Origin of the sequence: Saccharopolyspora pogona (genome assembly GCF_014697215.1) — a bacterium.
GTDB lineage: Bacteria > Actinomycetota > Actinomycetes > Mycobacteriales > Pseudonocardiaceae > Saccharopolyspora > Saccharopolyspora hattusasensis.
In genome coordinates this window covers 8,597,403-8,612,972 of record NZ_CP031142.1, presented here as the reverse complement: position 1 = coordinate 8,612,972, position 15,570 = coordinate 8,597,403, and the positions used below count along the sequence as shown (strand labels likewise).

The 15,570-nt window shown below is 70.4% G+C and carries 16 protein-coding genes; 4 read left to right on the top strand and 12 right to left on the bottom strand.

The window, feature by feature from the left end:
- Positions 1-34 precede the first annotated feature (34 nt).
- On the bottom strand, positions 35-967 hold the full coding sequence (locus DL519_RS40705) for an aspartate carbamoyltransferase catalytic subunit (protein WP_190822852.1): 933 nt from the start codon (positions 965-967) through the stop codon (positions 35-37).
- Positions 967-1,584: a bifunctional pyr operon transcriptional regulator/uracil phosphoribosyltransferase PyrR gene (gene pyrR, locus DL519_RS40700; RefSeq protein WP_190822850.1), complete on the bottom strand. Its 618-nt coding sequence runs from the start codon at positions 1,582-1,584 to the stop codon at positions 967-969. The genes DL519_RS40705 and pyrR overlap by 1 nt, the downstream gene beginning before the upstream one ends.
- A gap of 289 nt (positions 1,585-1,873) precedes the next feature.
- Between pyrR and bldD the strand changes: the two genes are divergently transcribed.
- Positions 1,874-2,362, top strand: coding sequence for a transcriptional regulator BldD (gene bldD, locus DL519_RS40695; protein ID WP_010311046.1), 489 nt, complete (start codon positions 1,874-1,876; stop codon positions 2,360-2,362).
- Positions 2,363-2,591: 229 nt separating this feature from the next.
- Here bldD and nusB read toward each other — a convergent pair whose 3' ends face one another.
- From nusB to DL519_RS40680, 3 genes are all read right to left on the bottom strand, one after another.
- On the bottom strand, positions 2,592-3,035 hold the full coding sequence (gene nusB / locus DL519_RS40690; RefSeq protein ID WP_190822848.1) for a transcription antitermination factor NusB: 444 nt from the start codon (positions 3,033-3,035) through the stop codon (positions 2,592-2,594).
- 51 nt (positions 3,036-3,086) lie between these two features.
- Positions 3,087-3,653, bottom strand: a complete 567-nt coding sequence (gene efp / locus DL519_RS40685) for an elongation factor P (protein ID WP_190822846.1) — start codon at positions 3,651-3,653, stop codon at positions 3,087-3,089.
- Between the two features lie 88 nt (positions 3,654-3,741).
- Complete coding sequence (locus tag DL519_RS40680) at positions 3,742-4,851, bottom strand: M24 family metallopeptidase (RefSeq protein ID WP_190822844.1); 1,110 nt, start codon at positions 4,849-4,851, stop codon at positions 3,742-3,744.
- 114 nt (positions 4,852-4,965) lie between these two features.
- Here DL519_RS40680 and DL519_RS40675 point away from each other — a divergent pair, with 114 nt between their 5' ends.
- A complete protein-coding gene (locus DL519_RS40675; protein WP_190822842.1) occupies positions 4,966-5,487 on the top strand; it encodes a methylated-DNA--[protein]-cysteine S-methyltransferase in 522 nt (173 codons plus the stop codon).
- On the opposite strand, the gene DL519_RS40670 is transcribed toward DL519_RS40675, so the two are convergent.
- Positions 5,461-5,802, bottom strand: coding sequence for a hypothetical protein (locus tag DL519_RS40670; RefSeq protein WP_190822841.1), 342 nt, complete (start codon positions 5,800-5,802; stop codon positions 5,461-5,463). The two genes, DL519_RS40675 and DL519_RS40670, sit on opposite strands and share 27 nt — an antisense overlap.
- Positions 5,803-6,254: 452 nt before the next feature.
- Between DL519_RS40670 and DL519_RS40665 the strand changes: the two genes are divergently transcribed.
- The gene (locus tag DL519_RS40665) at positions 6,255-7,430 is read left to right on the top strand and encodes a glycoside hydrolase family 64 protein (protein WP_190822839.1); all 1,176 of its coding nucleotides are present in this window, start codon (positions 6,255-6,257) and stop codon (positions 7,428-7,430) included.
- Here DL519_RS40665 and DL519_RS40660 read toward each other — a convergent pair.
- Positions 7,405-8,772: an MFS transporter gene (locus tag DL519_RS40660; protein ID WP_190822837.1), complete on the bottom strand. Its 1,368-nt coding sequence runs from the start codon at positions 8,770-8,772 to the stop codon at positions 7,405-7,407. The two genes, DL519_RS40665 and DL519_RS40660, sit on opposite strands and share 26 nt — an antisense overlap.
- Between DL519_RS40660 and DL519_RS40655 the strand changes: the two genes are divergently transcribed.
- Positions 8,771-9,742 carry a GlxA family transcriptional regulator gene (locus DL519_RS40655; RefSeq protein ID WP_190822835.1) on the top strand — a complete coding sequence of 324 codons (972 nt, stop codon included), beginning with the start codon at positions 8,771-8,773 and terminating at the stop codon, positions 9,740-9,742. The genes DL519_RS40660 and DL519_RS40655 overlap by 2 nt on opposite strands.
- A 523-nt stretch (positions 9,743-10,265) precedes the next feature.
- Here the strand turns inward: DL519_RS40655 and DL519_RS40650 are convergent.
- The 5 genes from DL519_RS40650 to aroC all read right to left on the bottom strand — a co-directional run bounded on the left by DL519_RS40650 (position 10,266) and on the right by aroC (position 15,542).
- Entirely contained in the window at positions 10,266-11,729 is a 1,464-nt protein-coding gene (locus DL519_RS40650) for a glycoside hydrolase family protein (RefSeq protein ID WP_223840079.1), read from the bottom strand.
- A 448-nt stretch (positions 11,730-12,177) separates the two neighbouring features.
- Positions 12,178-12,612, bottom strand: coding sequence for a type II 3-dehydroquinate dehydratase (gene aroQ, locus DL519_RS40645; protein WP_168584575.1), 435 nt, complete (start codon positions 12,610-12,612; stop codon positions 12,178-12,180).
- Positions 12,609-13,718 (bottom strand): 3-dehydroquinate synthase, encoded by a 1,110-nt coding sequence (aroB, locus tag DL519_RS40640; protein WP_190824518.1) that lies wholly within the window; start codon positions 13,716-13,718, stop codon positions 12,609-12,611. Before aroB ends, aroQ begins: the two co-directional genes overlap by 4 nt.
- A gap of 94 nt (positions 13,719-13,812) precedes the next feature.
- Complete coding sequence (locus DL519_RS40635) at positions 13,813-14,337, bottom strand: shikimate kinase (RefSeq protein WP_190822833.1); 525 nt, start codon at positions 14,335-14,337, stop codon at positions 13,813-13,815.
- A complete protein-coding gene (gene aroC / locus DL519_RS40630) occupies positions 14,337-15,542 on the bottom strand; it encodes a chorismate synthase (RefSeq protein ID WP_168584577.1) in 1,206 nt (401 codons plus the stop codon). Before aroC ends, DL519_RS40635 begins: the two co-directional genes overlap by 1 nt.
- Between the last annotated feature and the right edge of the window lie 28 nt (positions 15,543-15,570).

Sequence of the window (15,570 nt, the reverse complement as noted above, 5' to 3'; positions counted from 1 at the left end):
GCGGTTGAGGAAGACCGAGGTTGACAAAGGCTGCTCATGCCGTGATTTCCTCTCCGGCCAACAGGTGGTAGAGCACCGCCATCCGCACGTGCACGCCATTGCTGACCTGCTGGGTGATGGCGGCGCGCGGCGAATCGGCCACGGCCGGCGCGATCTCCATGCCGCGCAGCATCGGGCCGGGGTGCAGGACCACGGCGTGCTCGGGCAGCTTGCCCAGCCGCGCCTCGTTGAGGCCGTAGGCGATCGAGTACTCGCGCGCCGACGGGAAGAACCCGCCGTGCATCCGCTCCGCCTGGACCCGCAACATCATCACCGCGTCCAGCTTCGGCAGCTCCGGGTCCAGCTCGTGGCGAACCTCCGCGCCCCACTGCTGCGCCCCGGCGGGCACCAGCGTCGGCGGCGCGACCAGCACCACCTCGGCGCCGAGGGTGCGCAGCAGGTGCACGTTCGAGCGCGCCACCCGGCTGTGCAGCAGGTCGCCGACGATGGCGATGCGGCGACCGGACAGCTCGCCCAGCCGCTCCCGCAGCGTCGCGGCGTCCAGCAGCGCCTGGGTGGGGTGCTCGTGCATGCCGTCGCCGGCGTTGACGACCTGGGTGCCGACCTCGTCCAGCCATCCGGCCAGCCGGTGCGCGGCGCCCGAAGCGGGGTGCCGGATGATCACGCAGTCGGCCCCGGCGGCGGCCAGCGTCAGCGCGGTGTCGCGCAGCGACTCGCCCTTGTTCACCGAAGAACTGCTGGCCGAGACGTTGATCACGTCGGCGCTCATCCACTTCCCGGCGATCTCGAAGGACACCCGGGTGCGCGTGGAGTTCTCGTAGAACAAGGTCACCACGGTCCGGCCGCGCAGCGTCGGCAGCTTCTTGACCTCGCGCCCCAGCAGCGTCTGCTTCAGGGTGTCGGCGGTGTCGAGCACGCTCGTCGCGGTGGCGGCGTCCAGCCCCTCGGTGGAAAGCAGGTGGCGCATCAGGAGGTCACCTCCCCCGTGCCTTGTGGGACGCCCGCACCCGGGCGGCGCAGCACCACGCAGTCCTCGCCGTCGGTCTCGGCGAGCCGCACGGCGACGTCCTCGGAACGCGACGTCGGGATGTTCTTGCCGACGTAGTCGGCGCGGATCGGCAACTCGCGGTGGCCGCGGTCGACCAGCACCGCCAGCTGCACGGCCCGCGGTCGGCCCTGGTCGCGCAGGGCGTCGAGGGCGGCCCGCACGGTGCGGCCGGAGAACAGCACGTCGTCGACGAGCACGACCAGCGCGTTGTCGATGCCCTGCTTGGGCAGGTTGGTGTGCTCCAGCGGACGGTTCGGGCGGTGCCGCAAGTCGTCACGGAAGAGCGTGATGTCGAGGGTGCCCGTGGGCACCGTCACGCCGCTGAATTCGCCGATCTTCGCGGCGAGCCGCCGGGCGAGCGAGGTCCCCCTGGTGGGGATGCCCAGCAGCACCACGCCGCTGTTTCCGGCGTCCAGCGCGGTCTTCTCGATGATCTGGTGGGCGATCCGGGCTATCGTGCGCGCAACGTCACCGGCCGAAAGCAGCTCCCGCTGCCCGACCGGGTCCGCCGCGTCCGCCGGTTGGCGTGACGCCACGGTGCGACCTCCTTCCCCGCCTCTCTGGACGGGTCCTTAAAGGATGGTGTATGAGCTGCCCCGCAGTGGCGGGCTCGAAAACCGCTGCCGCATGCCGGGCTGCCTTGTACGCTATCAGCGCCGCGAGGTCAATCGACCGGGTGGTGTGGTGGCGTTCGCCGCATTGCCGAGAAAGACCAACTTGACCTGGTGACGCTGGCGAGCGAACATTACTCTCCGTATCGATCTGAGCTTTGCTCCCCGGCCGCCGTTATCGGCTGACGGGGCGAACGAAACGGAGAAACGCCACATGGGCGACTACGCCAAGGCGCTGGGCAGCAAGCTCCGCGCTATCCGCCAGCAGCAGGGTCTGTCGCTGCACGGCGTCGAGCAGAAGTCTGGCGGGCGGTGGAAGGCCGTGGTCGTCGGGTCCTATGAGCGAGGCGACCGTGCGGTGACCGTGCAGAAGCTGGCCGAACTGGCCGACTTCTACGGGGTTCCGGTCGCGGAACTGCTTCCCGAAGGCCGGGTGCCGTCCGGCGCCGAGCCTGCCACCAAAGTTGTGATCAACCTGGAGCGGCTGCAGCAGCTACCTGCGGAGAAGGTGGGCCCGCTGGCCCGCTACGCAGCCACCATCCAGAGCCAGCGCGGTGACTACAACGGCAAGGTGCTGTCCATCCGCACCGAGGACCTGCGATCCCTGGCCATCATCTACGACATGACGCCAGGTGAGCTCACCGAGCAGCTCATCGACTGGGGCGTGCTTCCCCCGGAGGCCCGCCCAGCCCGGGAGGAGTGACACCACAACCCGGTCCACCCGTTCGGGCGAGGCCGGGCACGGGAAGGGGCACCCACCGCGACTCAGGAGTCGCAGACGGGTGCCCCTCCGCTATGTCCGAGTGAAGGGAGCGTTCGCCCGGCCATGCCGGGTGGAGGTGACCTTCACCCATCACCCGTACGGTGGCGCAGCTACGTGTGAGGGCGCCCTTGTTTGACCAAGGGTGTCCCTCACACATAACTCGTTCGGGCTAATCTGCGGCGGTCTGCTCCGGGCGGACCGACTTGCGGAGGCGGTCGCCGATGCCGGCGATGCGGCCCAGCACGCCGTTGACGAACCGCGGCGAGTCGTCCGTGGACAGCACCTTGACCAGCTCCACCGCCTCGTCGATGGCCACCGCCGGCGGCACGTCGTCGCTCCACAGCAGCTCGTACAGGCCCAGCCGCAGCACCGAGCGGTCCACCGCGGGCATCCGCCCGAGCGACCAGCCCTCGGCGTGCTGCGTGAGCAACTCGTCGATCCGCTCGCGGTTCGCCGTGACGCCCTCGACCAGGGTGACCGTGTAGTCGCCGACCGGCGGCACCTCCGGCGAGCCGACCCGATCGGCCAGCAGCGTCACCGCGTCGATGCCGCGCTGGTCGGCCTCGTAAAGGAAGTCCACGGCACGCTTGCGTGCCTTGCTCCGAGAACCCACCTCACACCCTCTTTCCGGCCGGGCCGAGTCCTGCGGCTGATGAGCAGGCGATCATTTGCTGCTGACGCGGCTGAGGTACCGGCCGTCGCGCGGGTCGACCTTCACCTTGTCACCGGTGTTGAGGAACAGCGGCACCTGGATCTCCGCACCGGTCTCCAGGGTGGCGGGCTTGGTGCCACCGGTGGAGCGGTCGCCCTGCAGGCCCGGGTCGGTGTGCTGGACGACCAGCTCGACCGAGGCCGGCAGCTCGACGTACAGCGGATCGTCGTCGTGGCGGGCGACCACCACGGCACTGTTCTCCAGCATGTAGTTCGCCGCGTCACCGACCACGGCAGCCGAGACGTTGACCTGGTCGTAGGTGTCGGGTTCCATGAACACGTAGTCGGTGCCGTCGTTGTAGAGGTAGGTCATCTCGCGGCGGTCGACGTTCGCGGTGTCCACCTTCACGCCGGCGTTGAAGGTCTTGTCCACGACCTTGCCGGAGAGCACGTTCTTCAGGGTGGTGCGGACGAATGCGCCGCCCTTGCCGGGCTTGACGTGCTGGAAGTTCACGACGGTCCACAACTGGCCGTCGATGTTGAGCACCAGCCCGTTCTTCAAGTCGTTCGTGGATGCCACGGTGGGGGTCTCTCCTGTGGTGATGGCTTGGGCGTGTTTCGTCTGCAACGCGAACCGGATTCCGGCGGGACCGGCGCACCTCGGTGCGTCAGACTTCGACGAGCTCCTTCGTCGTCAAGGTGAGGAGCTCCGGTGTGCTGGGACGCACGACCAGCGTGTCCTCGATGCGGACCCCGCCCCGGCCTGCCACGTAGACGCCAGGCTCGACGGTGACCGCCATCCCGGCGGCGATTCTACCGTCCCCCCGCTGCGACAACGCCGGTGCCTCGTGGATCTCCAGGCCGACGCCGTGTCCCAGGCCGTGCGGGAACTGCTCGCCGAAGCCCGCGTCCTCGATCACCTTGCGGGCCGCCGCATCCACGTCCTTCACCTCGGTGCCGATGCTGAGCGCGCCCCGCCCGGCGGCCTGCGAGGCGCGCACCAACTCGTAGATCTCGCGCTGCCAATCCGCTGGCCTGCCGAGCACCACGGTCCGGGTCATGTCCGAGTGGTAGCCGTCGACGAGTGCGCCGAAGTCCATCTTCACGAAGTCGCCGGCGGCCAGGACCGCGTCGGTCGGCCGGTGGTGCGGCACCGCGGAGTTCGGCCCGGCGGCGATGATCGTGGCGAACGACGGCCCGGCGGCGCCGTTGTCGAGCATCCGGGTCTCCAGTTCGCGGGCGACCTCCAGCTCGGTGCGGCCGGGGCGCAGCCCGCCGTGCTCGATGAGGTCGGCCAGCGCCCGGTCGGCGGCGGCGCAGGCCATCCGCAGCGCCTCGATCTCCGTTTCGTCCTTGATCAGCCGCAGCTGCTCGACGAGGCCCGGCGCACGCACCAGCTCTGCCTTGCCCGCCGCGTCGGCGAGCGCGTCGCGGCCGTCGACGGTGACGTGCTGGCTCTCGAAGCCGACCCGGCGGTGCTCGGCGGCGGTGCCCCCGATCCGCTCGGCCAACGCCAGATCGCTCGCCCGCTCGATGACCCGCTCCAGGTCCGGCACCTGCGACTCGGCCTGGGTCAGGTACCGGCCATCGGTGCAGAACACGGTGCGCGGCTCGGTTCCCGGCTCGTCGGCGGCGTGCACCGCCAGCGCCGCGTTCGATCCCGTGAAGCCGGTCAGGTAGCGGATGTTGAGCAGATCCGTCACCAACATCGCGTCCAACTCCTGCTCGCGCAGGTAGTTGCGGAGGGCGTGGCGTCGGTGGGCGTGCGGTTCGGACATGTTTCGGAGCCTAACCCGCGAATCCGCGAACGGGCCTGGTCACGCCAGCATCGGCGGGAAGCCGCCACGACCTTGGCGGGGCGAATCGTCGGTGCCCGGCGCTACCCTGCCGGCATGTCGCTGTCGTGGAGCGCGTTCGCCAGTCCCGTCGGGGAACTGACGGTGGTCGCGACCGCATCCGGGGTTTGCCGGGTGGACTTCGCAGGGCCGGATCGGGCACTCGGCGAGTTCGACAAGGCCGCGTTGAGCCGGGACACCGGCGTCGCGGCCGAGGCCGCGCGGCAGCTCGGCGAGTACTTCGCGCGGCAGCGCCGGGAGTTCGACCTGCCGATCGAGTGGGAGCCGCTGGAGGGGCTGCGGTTGCACGTGCTGCGCACGTTGCACGAAATGGTGCCGTTCGGCGAGACGGTGAGCTACAAGCAGCTGGCGGAGCTGTCCGGGCGGCCGGAGGCTTCGCGGGCCGTCGGCACGATCATGGGAAGCAACCCGGTCCCGTTGCTCGTGCCGTGCCACCGGGTGCTGGCCAGCGGCCACGGGCTCGGCGGTTTCGGCCCCGGGTTGGAGGCCAAGCGGCGGCTGCTGGTGCTGGAGGGCGTCCTGGAACCCAGCCTACTGGAGCTGGACCTGCTGTCGTGAGTGATCGTGCCGGTAAGAACCGGAACATTCACCCACGAGGGACAGGTGGTAGGTCGTCTCCTTCTGGCCCAGGGTCACCGGAATCGGGATTTCCTCGCAGTTCCCGAAAACCGCGTGCAGCGCCGCGCTGAGGTCCGGTGAGGTGTCGGCCGACCAGATCGCCAAAGTGCATTCCGGGGCGAGCTTTTCCCCGCAACGGCTCAGGAAGTCGGCCCGGTAGAACGCGGAGTTACCGTCGTAGACGAGGAAATCTGCTCCGTTGTCCACATCGAGCAGCAGGACGTCGAAGCTGCCCGCCGGTTGAGCGTCGTGCATCTCGGCCACGTGCGCAATTTCGCGAGAAATTGACGTTCACCCAGGTGACGGTCAATTTCTCGCGAAATTGTCACCACCTGCACGAACGCACCGCGGCGATCACGAAGCGCGACGATGCGTGGTCACCCGGGGTGGGCGCAATTTCTCGCGAAATTGCGCCCACCCCGGGTGACGGGGCCTGCTTCGGGCACGGTGGCGTTCCCGGGCTCGCGGTTGGTGCTGTCGGGGTTCGTGAGGGATGTCCACCGATTTCCGGAAACCGGGAAGCGTTCCCGGACTTTCGCGCTGTTGCCGGTTTTCGCCATTCGCGGAATACAGTTGTCCGGAAATGGCTTGTCCGCTGGGCCGGATCGAGCAGTCGTCGGCGGCGCTTCGGAGTATTGGCGGTTGGTGAGGCCGCTCCCACAATTGTTGTGACCCTAAACTAATTCCCCGCCCCGAAGGGATTTGCCGTGCTCAGCAGACGATGCTTCCTCGGCGGCGTCTCCGCCGCCGCCCTCGCCGTCCCCGCCATCGGCAGCCTCGGCTCCGTTCCGGCGGCCCTCGCCGGGCCGCGCCGCCCCGACGTCCCGCTACCGCTGACGATCGTCAACCAGAGCGGCCAGTTCGACAACGCCTCGATCTGGGTCTACGTCGTCGGCGTGAACCTCGACTCCGGCGAGCAGTCCCGGGTCACCCCGGACGGCCAACTGGTGCCGGTTTCGCCGTCCGACAACGGCTCCGACGGCTTCGCCGACTACGCCATCCCGCTGCAGGGCAGCGGCGACACCACGCTGAACCTGCCGAGCATGTCCGGCCGGATCTACTTCGCGCTGGACGAGAAGCTGAAGTTCAAGGTCGTCGCGGGCGGCGACGGCAAGCCCGCGCTGCAGTACCCGGCCGGCTGGGTCGACACCGACCCGAACCACTCGATCCTGCACGACACCGTCGAGTTCACCCTCAAGCCCGACGGCATGTACTGCAACACCACGATGGTCGACATGTTCAGCGTGCCGCTGTCGATCCGGCTGCAGGGCGCGCAGGACCAGACCACCGGCACGATCGCCGCCGACGGTCGCGAGCGAATCCTCAGCGGTGTCACGGAGAACGCGGACTTCGCCGGGCTGCGCCAGGACGACCTGCGGGTGATCGCGCCGGGCCACGGGCTCGACCTCGGCGCGTTCTCAGGCACCTACTACGACTCCTACATCGAGGAGGTCTGGGCCAAGTACCAGGGCTCCCAGCTGAAGGTGAACACCGGCGACGGCCGGATCTTCACCGGCCAGATCTCGGGCGACACCTTCAACTTCGACGGCGGCGTGCAACCGATCGGCCGACCGTCCACAAGGGATGTTCTGTTCTGCGACGGCGCGCTGGCCGCCCCCAACGACGGCATCACCGGGCCGGTGGCGGCGATCCTGGGCGCCGGGTTCAACCGGTCGATCCTGCTGGACCTCGCCGATCAGCCCGGCACCGACCCGGGCGCGTTCTACCAGCACGAGGTCACGAACCACTTCGCCAAGGTGATGCACGCCAACACCGAGGACGGCAAGGCGTACGGGTTCGCCTTCGACGACGTGGCCGGTTTCGCCTCCTACATCCAGGACGGCGCGCCGAAGTCGATCATCGTGACGCTGACGCCGTGGTGACCGGTTCCGGCTCCCGCCGCGGCGCGGCGACCCGGATCGACACCGAGAAGGCCGTCGCCAGCAGGCACAGCAGGCCCGCGCCGTACCAGGCGGCGGCGTAGTCGCCGAACTGGTCGCGCACCACGCCCGCGATGCTGGCGATGGCCGCCGCGCCGATCTGGTGCGAGGCGAACACCCAGCCGAACACCACCGAGGCGCGGGGCCCGAAGTGCTCCCGGCACAGCGCCATGGTCGGCGGCACGGTGGCCACCCAGTCCAGCCCGTAGAACACCACGAACAGCACCATGCTCGCCTCCACCGAGGGGCCGAGCAGCTGCGGCAGGACGAACAGCGACAGGCCGCGCAGCGTGTAGTAGGCGGCGAGCAGTACACGCGGGTTGACCTTGTCGGTCAGCCAGCCGGAGAGCACCGTGCCGAGCACGTCGAAGACGCCGATCACCGCGAGCAGCCCGGCGGCGGTCGTGGTCGGCATGCCGTGGTCGTGCGCCGCCGGCACGAAGTGCGTGTTCACCAGGCCGTTGGTACTCGCCCCACAGATCGCGAAACCACCGGCCAACAGCCAGAAAGCGGGCTTGCGGGCCGCGTCGCGCAGGGTGCGCAGCGCGATCGCGGCAGGGTTGCCGCGGTCGCGGACCTGCTCCGGATTCTCGCCCGTCGCGCCGTAGGCGGTTACGCCGGCGTCGCGGGGGTGATCGCGCATCACCAGCAGCACCAGCAGGCCGACCAGCAGTGCGGTCCCTGCGATGACCAGCGACGTGAACCGCCAGCCTTGGCTCTCGACGAGCACGGCCGCCAGCGGCAGGAAGATCAGCTGCCCGGTCGCGCTACCGGCGGTCAGCACGCCGCTGACCAGCCCGCGCCGCTGCACGAACCACCGATCGACCACAGTGGACACGAACGCCAGCGCCATCGACCCGGTGCCCACTCCCACCAGGAGGCCCCAGCACACGATCAGCTGCCAGCTGGCCATCATGAACACCGTCAGCCCGCTCCCGGCAGCGATGAGCAGCAGCGCCGCGACGGTGACCCGGCGGATGCCGAAGCGCGCCATCAGCGCCGCCGCGAACGGCGCCGTGAGGCCGTAGAGCAGGAGGTTCAGCGACACGGCGGCCGAGATGACGCTGTGCGGCCAGCCGAACTCCTGGTGCAGCGGATTCATGAAGACGCCGGGCATCGACCGGAAGGCGGCCGACCCGAGCAGGGCGATGAATGCGACGCCCGCCACCCACCAGGCGGGGTGGACGCGTCGCGCGGTCCCAGTGGTGATCACCCTGCCAGCCTCGCCGAGTCCGCCGCCCGGAACCAGTGGCCAGAGAGACAAGATGTGAGAAGATCCGGCCATGGCCACCAGCCCGCACCGGATCGCCGTGCTCGGCATCCCCGACGTCGTCGGCTTCGACCTGGCGATCCCCTCGCAGATCTTCGCCGGCGCCCGCGACGAGGACGGCGAGCCGTTCTACGACGTCCAGGTCTGCAGCCTCGACGGCGGCCCGATCCACACCACCAAGGGGTTCTCCATCCTGCCCGGGGCCAGCCCGGACTACCTGACCGCGCCGGACACGCTGATCATCCCGGGCACCTACGTCGCGGGGCCGCGCACCGACGGCAGCCTCGACGCGGAGCTGGCGGACTACCTGGCCGGGCTGCCGCGCGGCACGCGGATCATGTCGATCTGCACCGGCGCCTTCGTGCTCGCCGCGGCCGGGCTGCTCGACGAGCGCCCGGCGACCACGCACTGGGCGCACGTCCAGCGGTTCCAGCGGCTCTACCCGCAGGTGCGGCTGCACCCGGACGTGCTGTTCGTGGACGACGGCGACGTGCTGACCTCGGCCGGGGTGGCCGCCGGGATCGACCTGTGCCTGCACGTGATCCGCCGCGACCACGGCAGGGAGGTCGCCAACCACGCGGCCCGTTCCAGCGTCGTGCCGCCGTGGCGGGACGGCGGCCAGTCCCAGTTCATCGAGCGGCCGCTGCCGGAAACCGGCGGCAACGGCACCGCACCGACGCGCGCGTGGCTGCTCGAACGCCTCGCCGAGCACCTCACCCTGGACGACGTGGCGGTCCAGGCCGGGATGAGCGTGCGCACCTTCACCCGCAGGTTCCGGGAGGAGACCGGCACCAGCCCGCTGGACTGGCTGCTGCAGCAACGCATCGAACGCGCCCGCCACCTCCTGGAGGCGACCGACCTGCCGATCGACGCGGTCGCGGAGCAGTCCGGCCTGAACACCGCGGCGTCGCTGCGAAAGCACCTGCGCCTGCGGCTCGGCACCAGCCCCGCCGCCTACCGCCGAACCTTCCGCCGGACCGCGTGACCGGACGGCGTGACCGGACCGCGTGACCCGACGGCGTGACCGGACCGCGTGACCTGACGGCGTGACCGGACGGCGTGACCCGACGGCGTGACCGGACCGCGTGACCTGACGGCGTGACCTGACGGCGTGACCTGGTTGCGCGGGTGCCGTGAGCGTTTCTGGGCGCTATGGCACCCAAAAGTGCTCACGGGTCCTCTCGCCCCTGGTTGAATAGTCACGGAAAAGATAATTCGCAACCTCGCCGGCCCCGAACCGGTGTCCGTGGTGGTGCCGGAACCGGTCGGCTCGGCGGGGGCTGCGTTCGCGGGCGGATCCTGGAGGTGCTTCCCCGCGCGGCAGGTCCCGGTCGGTGCTCGCGTCGACGAATTCGCCTGCCGCTCCGGCAGATCCGGACTCCACGCCGACCGCCGGGAAGTCGACGCGGTCGATGTTCGCGTCGACCGTCCAGTCGTGCGGCCCGTGCCGGGACACCTCCACCGCCTGCCCAGTCCGCCGCGGAACCGGCCCGGTAGCCGAGCGCTGATCAGCGGCGGAGGTCACCGGCCGGGGCGTGCGCGTCCCACTCCTGCTGGGAGACGTCGGCGATCGTCGAACCGTTGGCGGCGGCGGCCTCCGCGCTTATCGTCCACAGTAGACTCTTGTCGTCGAGCAGACCGACCACCCCCCGCGGGGATCGCATCGCGGGCGCCGCGGCACGGATGGTGCCGGCGACCGGGAGCCCGTCCAGCGCGGGCACCCTCACGTCGAGAACCCTGGTGACCAATTGCTCCGCGACGGAGCGGCGCTCGACGCGGACCCGCTGCCCATTGCGCACCACATCGACCGTGCGAGCCGGAGATGGCGCCGCGAAGCCGTCGAGGACCGCCGCCGCCTGCCTGGGCGTCCGGCACCCTTCGGCCCCGGTGACGTCGATGCCGAAGTGGCGGATGTCGGTCGGAGCCGGGAACAACGCGGTGGCGCGGAGAAGGTCCACCGGAACCGTCCCGCAAGGATCCACTGTGGACACGGGCGCGTGCCCGCCGGGACCGCGGACGAGACCTGGGCCTTCCTGCCAGGGGCCGGGCACGACCACCGGTACGTAGGGATGGCGGGTGAAATCCCGGTCCCAGAAGGTGATCGTGGTGCCCGTCACGGTCTGGTGGGCGATCGCGAACGCGTCCAGCGCCGGAACCCACATCCAGTCCGCACTGAACGCGTCCACCACCGAACGCGACCGCTTGGCGCCCGCGGCGTCGAAACCCTTCTCGGTCAAGGCCTGCGGCTGGTCGGTGAACTCGGGATTGCGCGCGCGGAGCACGAACTGGCCAGCGCCGTTCCAGCCCGCCCCGGAAGCAGTGGTGTCGGTGAACATCAGGTAGAACCAGCCGTCCAGGTACAGCGCGGAGGGCTGACCCGCGCCGTAGACGTTCTCCCGGTTCACCTCGCCGGAAGCCGTAGCGATCGGGCGGCCGCCGGCCTCCCGCCGCCAGGAGAGGCCGTCGGGGCTGCTGGCGACGCCGATGGCGTTGCCGTGCGCGTGATCCCCGGCCGCGCCCGTGTAGTAAAGGTAGTAGCGACCGTCCACTTTCAACACCGACGGGTCGCAGGTGTGCTTGCCGTCGAACCCGCCGGGTTGGCCGCTGAAGATGGGCACCGCGGGAGCGCCACCGGCAGCGGTGAAGGGCCCGTCGGGGCTACCCGACGCGGCCGTCAAGATGTCGTCGCCCGGCGGGCCGATCCCGGGCAGCTGGCTGCACCACCAGGTGCGGTACTGCCCGCCGTCCTGCAACACCGTCGGCCCGTAGTTGTAGGGCGCGGGCAACCCTCCGGCGACCACCACCCCGGCGCTGCCCCGCGCGCCACCGACGCCCAGAGCGATCGGTGCCTCGGGAGGCTCAACCCGCTGCTCGGCCTGCGGCTGGGGCGTGCCCTCGACCGGCGCGCACCCGGCCAGCAGCACCACCGCGGCCAACCCGGCCAATCGCCGCAACGGAATCCGATCCCTCACCGATGCTCCCCCCAGACCCGCGCCAACACCGAGGTGAAGGACACCTCCGCCCAATTTACTTGCAACGCGCGGGCCGCAGGACTCACTACCGACGTATCGCCGCTGGGCACGTGGCCGTGAGTCTTCTGGGTTGCGGTAGAGGCTGCCCTGGAAGTGATCGTCCGGAGTGCGCGGTAGGGCGGCGGGCTCATGCCTTTCAAGCGGCGCAACCGCTTGGCCCACCCTCGCGGCTCGTACCGCCGCGGGTTCTCAGGCTGTGCCCACCCCGTCGGGGCTTTTGGCGAGAACGGTCCCCGACGTGGTGAATTGGCATTCATGAGTCCGGTTTCCCGCAGTCCAGACGGCGACCGTAATTCCCGCAGGGGGGCCGCCACCCGCACCGCCACGCAGGACGAGAATGGAAACAGCCTCTACAGCGCCCCAAAAGACACACGGCCCGGAAAAGGAACTAGCTGCGCGACTTGTCGGCCAGCCACCGGATCGCTAGCGGATAGCCCTCGACGCCGAGGCCGGCGATGACCGCGGTCGAGACGTCGGACAGGTAACTGGTGTGCCGGAACTCCTCGCGCTTGTGCACGTTGGAGATGTGCAGCTCGATCAGGTCCGCTTCGAGCTGCGCCGCCGCGTCGCGCACCGCGATGGAGTAGTGCGTCCACGCGCCCGCGTTGAGCACCACCGGCCACCGCTGGTCGGCGGCCTCGTGCAGCCACTGGACCATCTCGCCCTCGTGGTCGGTCTGCCGGACCGCCACCTCCACGCCCAGCTCCTTGCCGGCGCGCTCGCACATCCCGACCAGGTCGGCGTAGGTGGTGCTGCCGTAGACCGAGGGCTCGCGCTTGCCCAGGCGACCGAGGTTCGGCCCGTTGAGGACGAGGACCTTCACAGCAGCACCTCCGAACCCGGCTTGGCCTGGCCGCCGGTGACCGCCGAGTACGCGGCGGCGATCAGCGACGGGTCCGGTCCCTCGAGGCGACCGGGCTTGGCCAGGCCGTCCAGGACCACGAACCGCAGCACCCCGGAGCGGGTCTTCTTGTCCACCCGCATCGCCTCCAGCAGCTGGCCGAGCGCGTCCGGGGCGTAGCTGGTCGGCAGGCCCAGCAGGTCGAGGACCCGCTTGTGCCGGTCGGCGGTCTCGTCGTCCAGCCGCCCGGCCAGCCGCGCCAGCTCCGCGGCGAACACCAGCCCGACGCTGACCGCCGCGCCATGCCGCCAGCGGTAGCGCTCCCGGCGCTCGATGGCGTGGGCCAGCGTGTGGCCGTAGTTGAGCACCTCGCGCAGGTGCGATTCCTTCAGGTCCGCGGCGACCACGTCGGCCTTGACCTGGATCGACCGGCGCACCAGCTCGCCCAGCACGTCACCGGCCGGATCGGTCGCCACCGCCGGGTCTGCCTCGATGAGCCGCAGGATCTCCGGGTCGGCGATGAAGCCCGCCTTGACGATCTCGGCCATGCCGGCCACGAGCTCGTTGCGCGGCAGCCCCTCCAACGTCGCCAGGTCGGCCAGCACCAGGCTCGGCTCGTGGAACAACCCGACCAGGTTCTTGCCCGCGTCGGTGTTGATGCCGGTCTTGCCGCCGACCGCGGCGTCCACCATGCCCAGCAGCGTGGTCGGCACGTGCACCACGCGGACCCCGCGCATCCACGTCCCGGCGACGAAACCGGCGACGTCGGTGACCGCGCCGCCGCCGAAGGACACCACCACGCCGTTGCGGTCCATGCCGACCTTGCCCAGGACCTCCCAGCAGAACCCGGCGACCTGCAGGCTCTTGCCGTCCTCGGCGTCCGGGATCTCCACCCGGTGCGCGTCCACCCCGGCCGAGGTCAGCTCCTCGCGGACCGCCTCCACCGTGCTGGTGATGGTGGGCTGGTGCACCAGCGCCACCACCGATGCGTCGCGCAGGAAGTCGACGAGCTCGCCGAGCAGTCCCCGGCCGACCACCACATCGTAGGGCTGCTGGCTGGCCACCCTGATCCGCACCGGTTCGGTCATCATCGTCCCTTCGGCTGAGCGAGTTCTCGGCTTGGCCCCACCCCTTGACCGGCGGTGGGTGCGGTTGGAAGCATCCCACTCCCGACCGTCATGATCAGCTGGACGGCGTGTTGCGCACGGACAGCGCGGCGACGACCTGCTCCACGACTTCGGTGGTCGCCACGTGGTCGGTGACGATCTCGACGGCGGCCACCGAGCGGTAAATGGGCAGCCGCGCGTCCAGCAGCGCCTTGAAGGTGGCGCGGGGGTTCACCCCGGCCAGTAGCGGTCGAGCCGTGGACAGCCCGACACGCCGAGCGCCTTCGGCCAGCCCCACCGACAGGAACACCACCGGCTGCCCGGCCAGTCGTTCGCGGGTGCGTTCCGACAGCACCGAGCCGCCGCCGAGGGCAAGAACGCCGTCGTGTTCGCGTAGCCCCGCGGCGACCGCGTCCTCTTCCATGGCCCGGAACGCCGGCTCGCCGTCGTTGGCGAAGATGTCGGCGACGGGCCGACCCGCGGTCCGCACGATGTCGTCGTCGGTGTCCCGGAACGGCACATCGAGGCGCTGCGCCAGCAACTTGCCGATCGTCGTTTTGCCCGCTCCCGGCGGGCCGATCACCACCGCGCGCGGGCCCATCACCGCACCTGCCGCTTCTCGGCGCGCTCGCGCAGCGAGGCGAGGTAGCCCTCGACGTTGCGCCGGGTCTCCGGCAGCGAGTCGCCGCCGAACTTCTCCAGCGCGGCCTCCGCGAGGACCAGCGCGACCATCGTCTCGGCGACCACGGCGGCGCGCGGCACGGCCGTGATGTCGGAGCGCTGGTGCATCGCCTGCGCCGGCTCGCCGGTCACCATGTCCACAGTGGCCAGTGCGCGTGGCAGGCTGGAGATCGGCTTCTTCGCGGCGCGGACGATCAGCGGCTCGCCGTTGGTGATGCCGCCTTCCAGGCCGCCCGCCCGGTTGCTGCCCCGCCGCACCCACTTGGCGCCCTGGTCCGGGTAGATCTCGTCGTGCGCCGCGCTGCCGCGCCGGTGCGCGTTGGCGAAGCCCTCGCCGATCTCGACGCCCTTGATCGCCTGGATGCTCATCAGCGCACCGGCCAGCCGCGCGTCGAGCTTGCGGTCCCAATGCACGTGGGAGCCGATGCCCGGGGGCAGCCCGTAGGCGATGACCTCGACAACCCCGCCGAGGGTGTCGCCGTCCTTCTTGGCCGCGTCGACCTCGGCCATCATCTTCTCGGTCGCCTCGTCGCCGAAGGCGCGCACCGGGTTGTCGTCGATGGCGCCCAGGTCGTCCGGGCCGGGCAGCACGTCGTGCGTGGCGTCGACGCCGCCCAGGCTGATGACGTGGCTGACGATCTCGACCCCGAGCAGCTGCCGCAGGAACTGCCGGGCGACCGTGCCGACGGCGACGCGGGCGGCGGTCTCGCGGGCGCTCGCGCGCTCCAGCACCGGCCGGGCCTCTTCGAAGCCGTACTTCTGCATCCCGGCGAGGTCGGCGTGCCCGGGCCGGGGACGGGTCAGCGGCGCGTTGCGGGCCAGCGACGACAGCACGTCCTCGTCGATCGGATCGGCGGCCATCACCTGCTCCCACTTGGGCCACTCGGTGTTGCCGATGCGGATCGCGATCGGGCCGCCCTGGGTCCGGCCGTGCCGGATGCCGCCGATCAGCTCCAGCTCATCGGCCTCGAAGTTCATCCGCGGGCTGCGCCCGAAACCGAGCTTGCGCCGCTCCAGCTGGGTCGCGATGTCGGCGGAGGTCACCTCGACCCCGGCCACCATGCCTTCCAGCACCGCCACCAGGGCGGGACCATGCGATTCTCCAGCGGTCATCCAACGCAGCACAGCTATAGATCCTGCCACGTTCGATCCC

Excerpts from the sequence above, each read along its gene's own strand:
- bldD (WP_010311046.1), top strand. The coding sequence starts at position 1,874 with ATGGGCGACTACGCCAAGGCGCTGGGCAGCAAGCTCCGCGCTATCCGC.
- DL519_RS40635 (WP_190822833.1), bottom strand. The coding sequence starts at position 14,337 with ATGGGCCCGCGCGCGGTGGTGATCGGCCCGCCGGGAGCGGGCAAAACG.
- DL519_RS40680 (WP_190822844.1), bottom strand. The coding sequence starts at position 4,851 with ATGTCCGAACCGCACGCCCACCGACGCCACGCCCTCCGCAACTACCTG.
- DL519_RS40655 (WP_190822835.1), top strand. The coding sequence starts at position 8,771 with ATGGCCACCAGCCCGCACCGGATCGCCGTGCTCGGCATCCCCGACGTC.
- aroB (WP_190824518.1), bottom strand. The coding sequence starts at position 13,718 with ATGACCGAACCGGTGCGGATCAGGGTGGCCAGCCAGCAGCCCTACGAT.
- DL519_RS40670 (WP_190822841.1), bottom strand. The coding sequence starts at position 5,802 with ATGCACGACGCTCAACCGGCGGGCAGCTTCGACGTCCTGCTGCTCGAT.
- DL519_RS40660 (WP_190822837.1), bottom strand. The coding sequence starts at position 8,772 with ATGGCCGGATCTTCTCACATCTTGTCTCTCTGGCCACTGGTTCCGGGC.
- DL519_RS40675 (WP_190822842.1), top strand. The coding sequence starts at position 4,966 with ATGTCGCTGTCGTGGAGCGCGTTCGCCAGTCCCGTCGGGGAACTGACG.
- DL519_RS40705 (WP_190822852.1), bottom strand. The coding sequence starts at position 967 with ATGCGCCACCTGCTTTCCACCGAGGGGCTGGACGCCGCCACCGCGACG.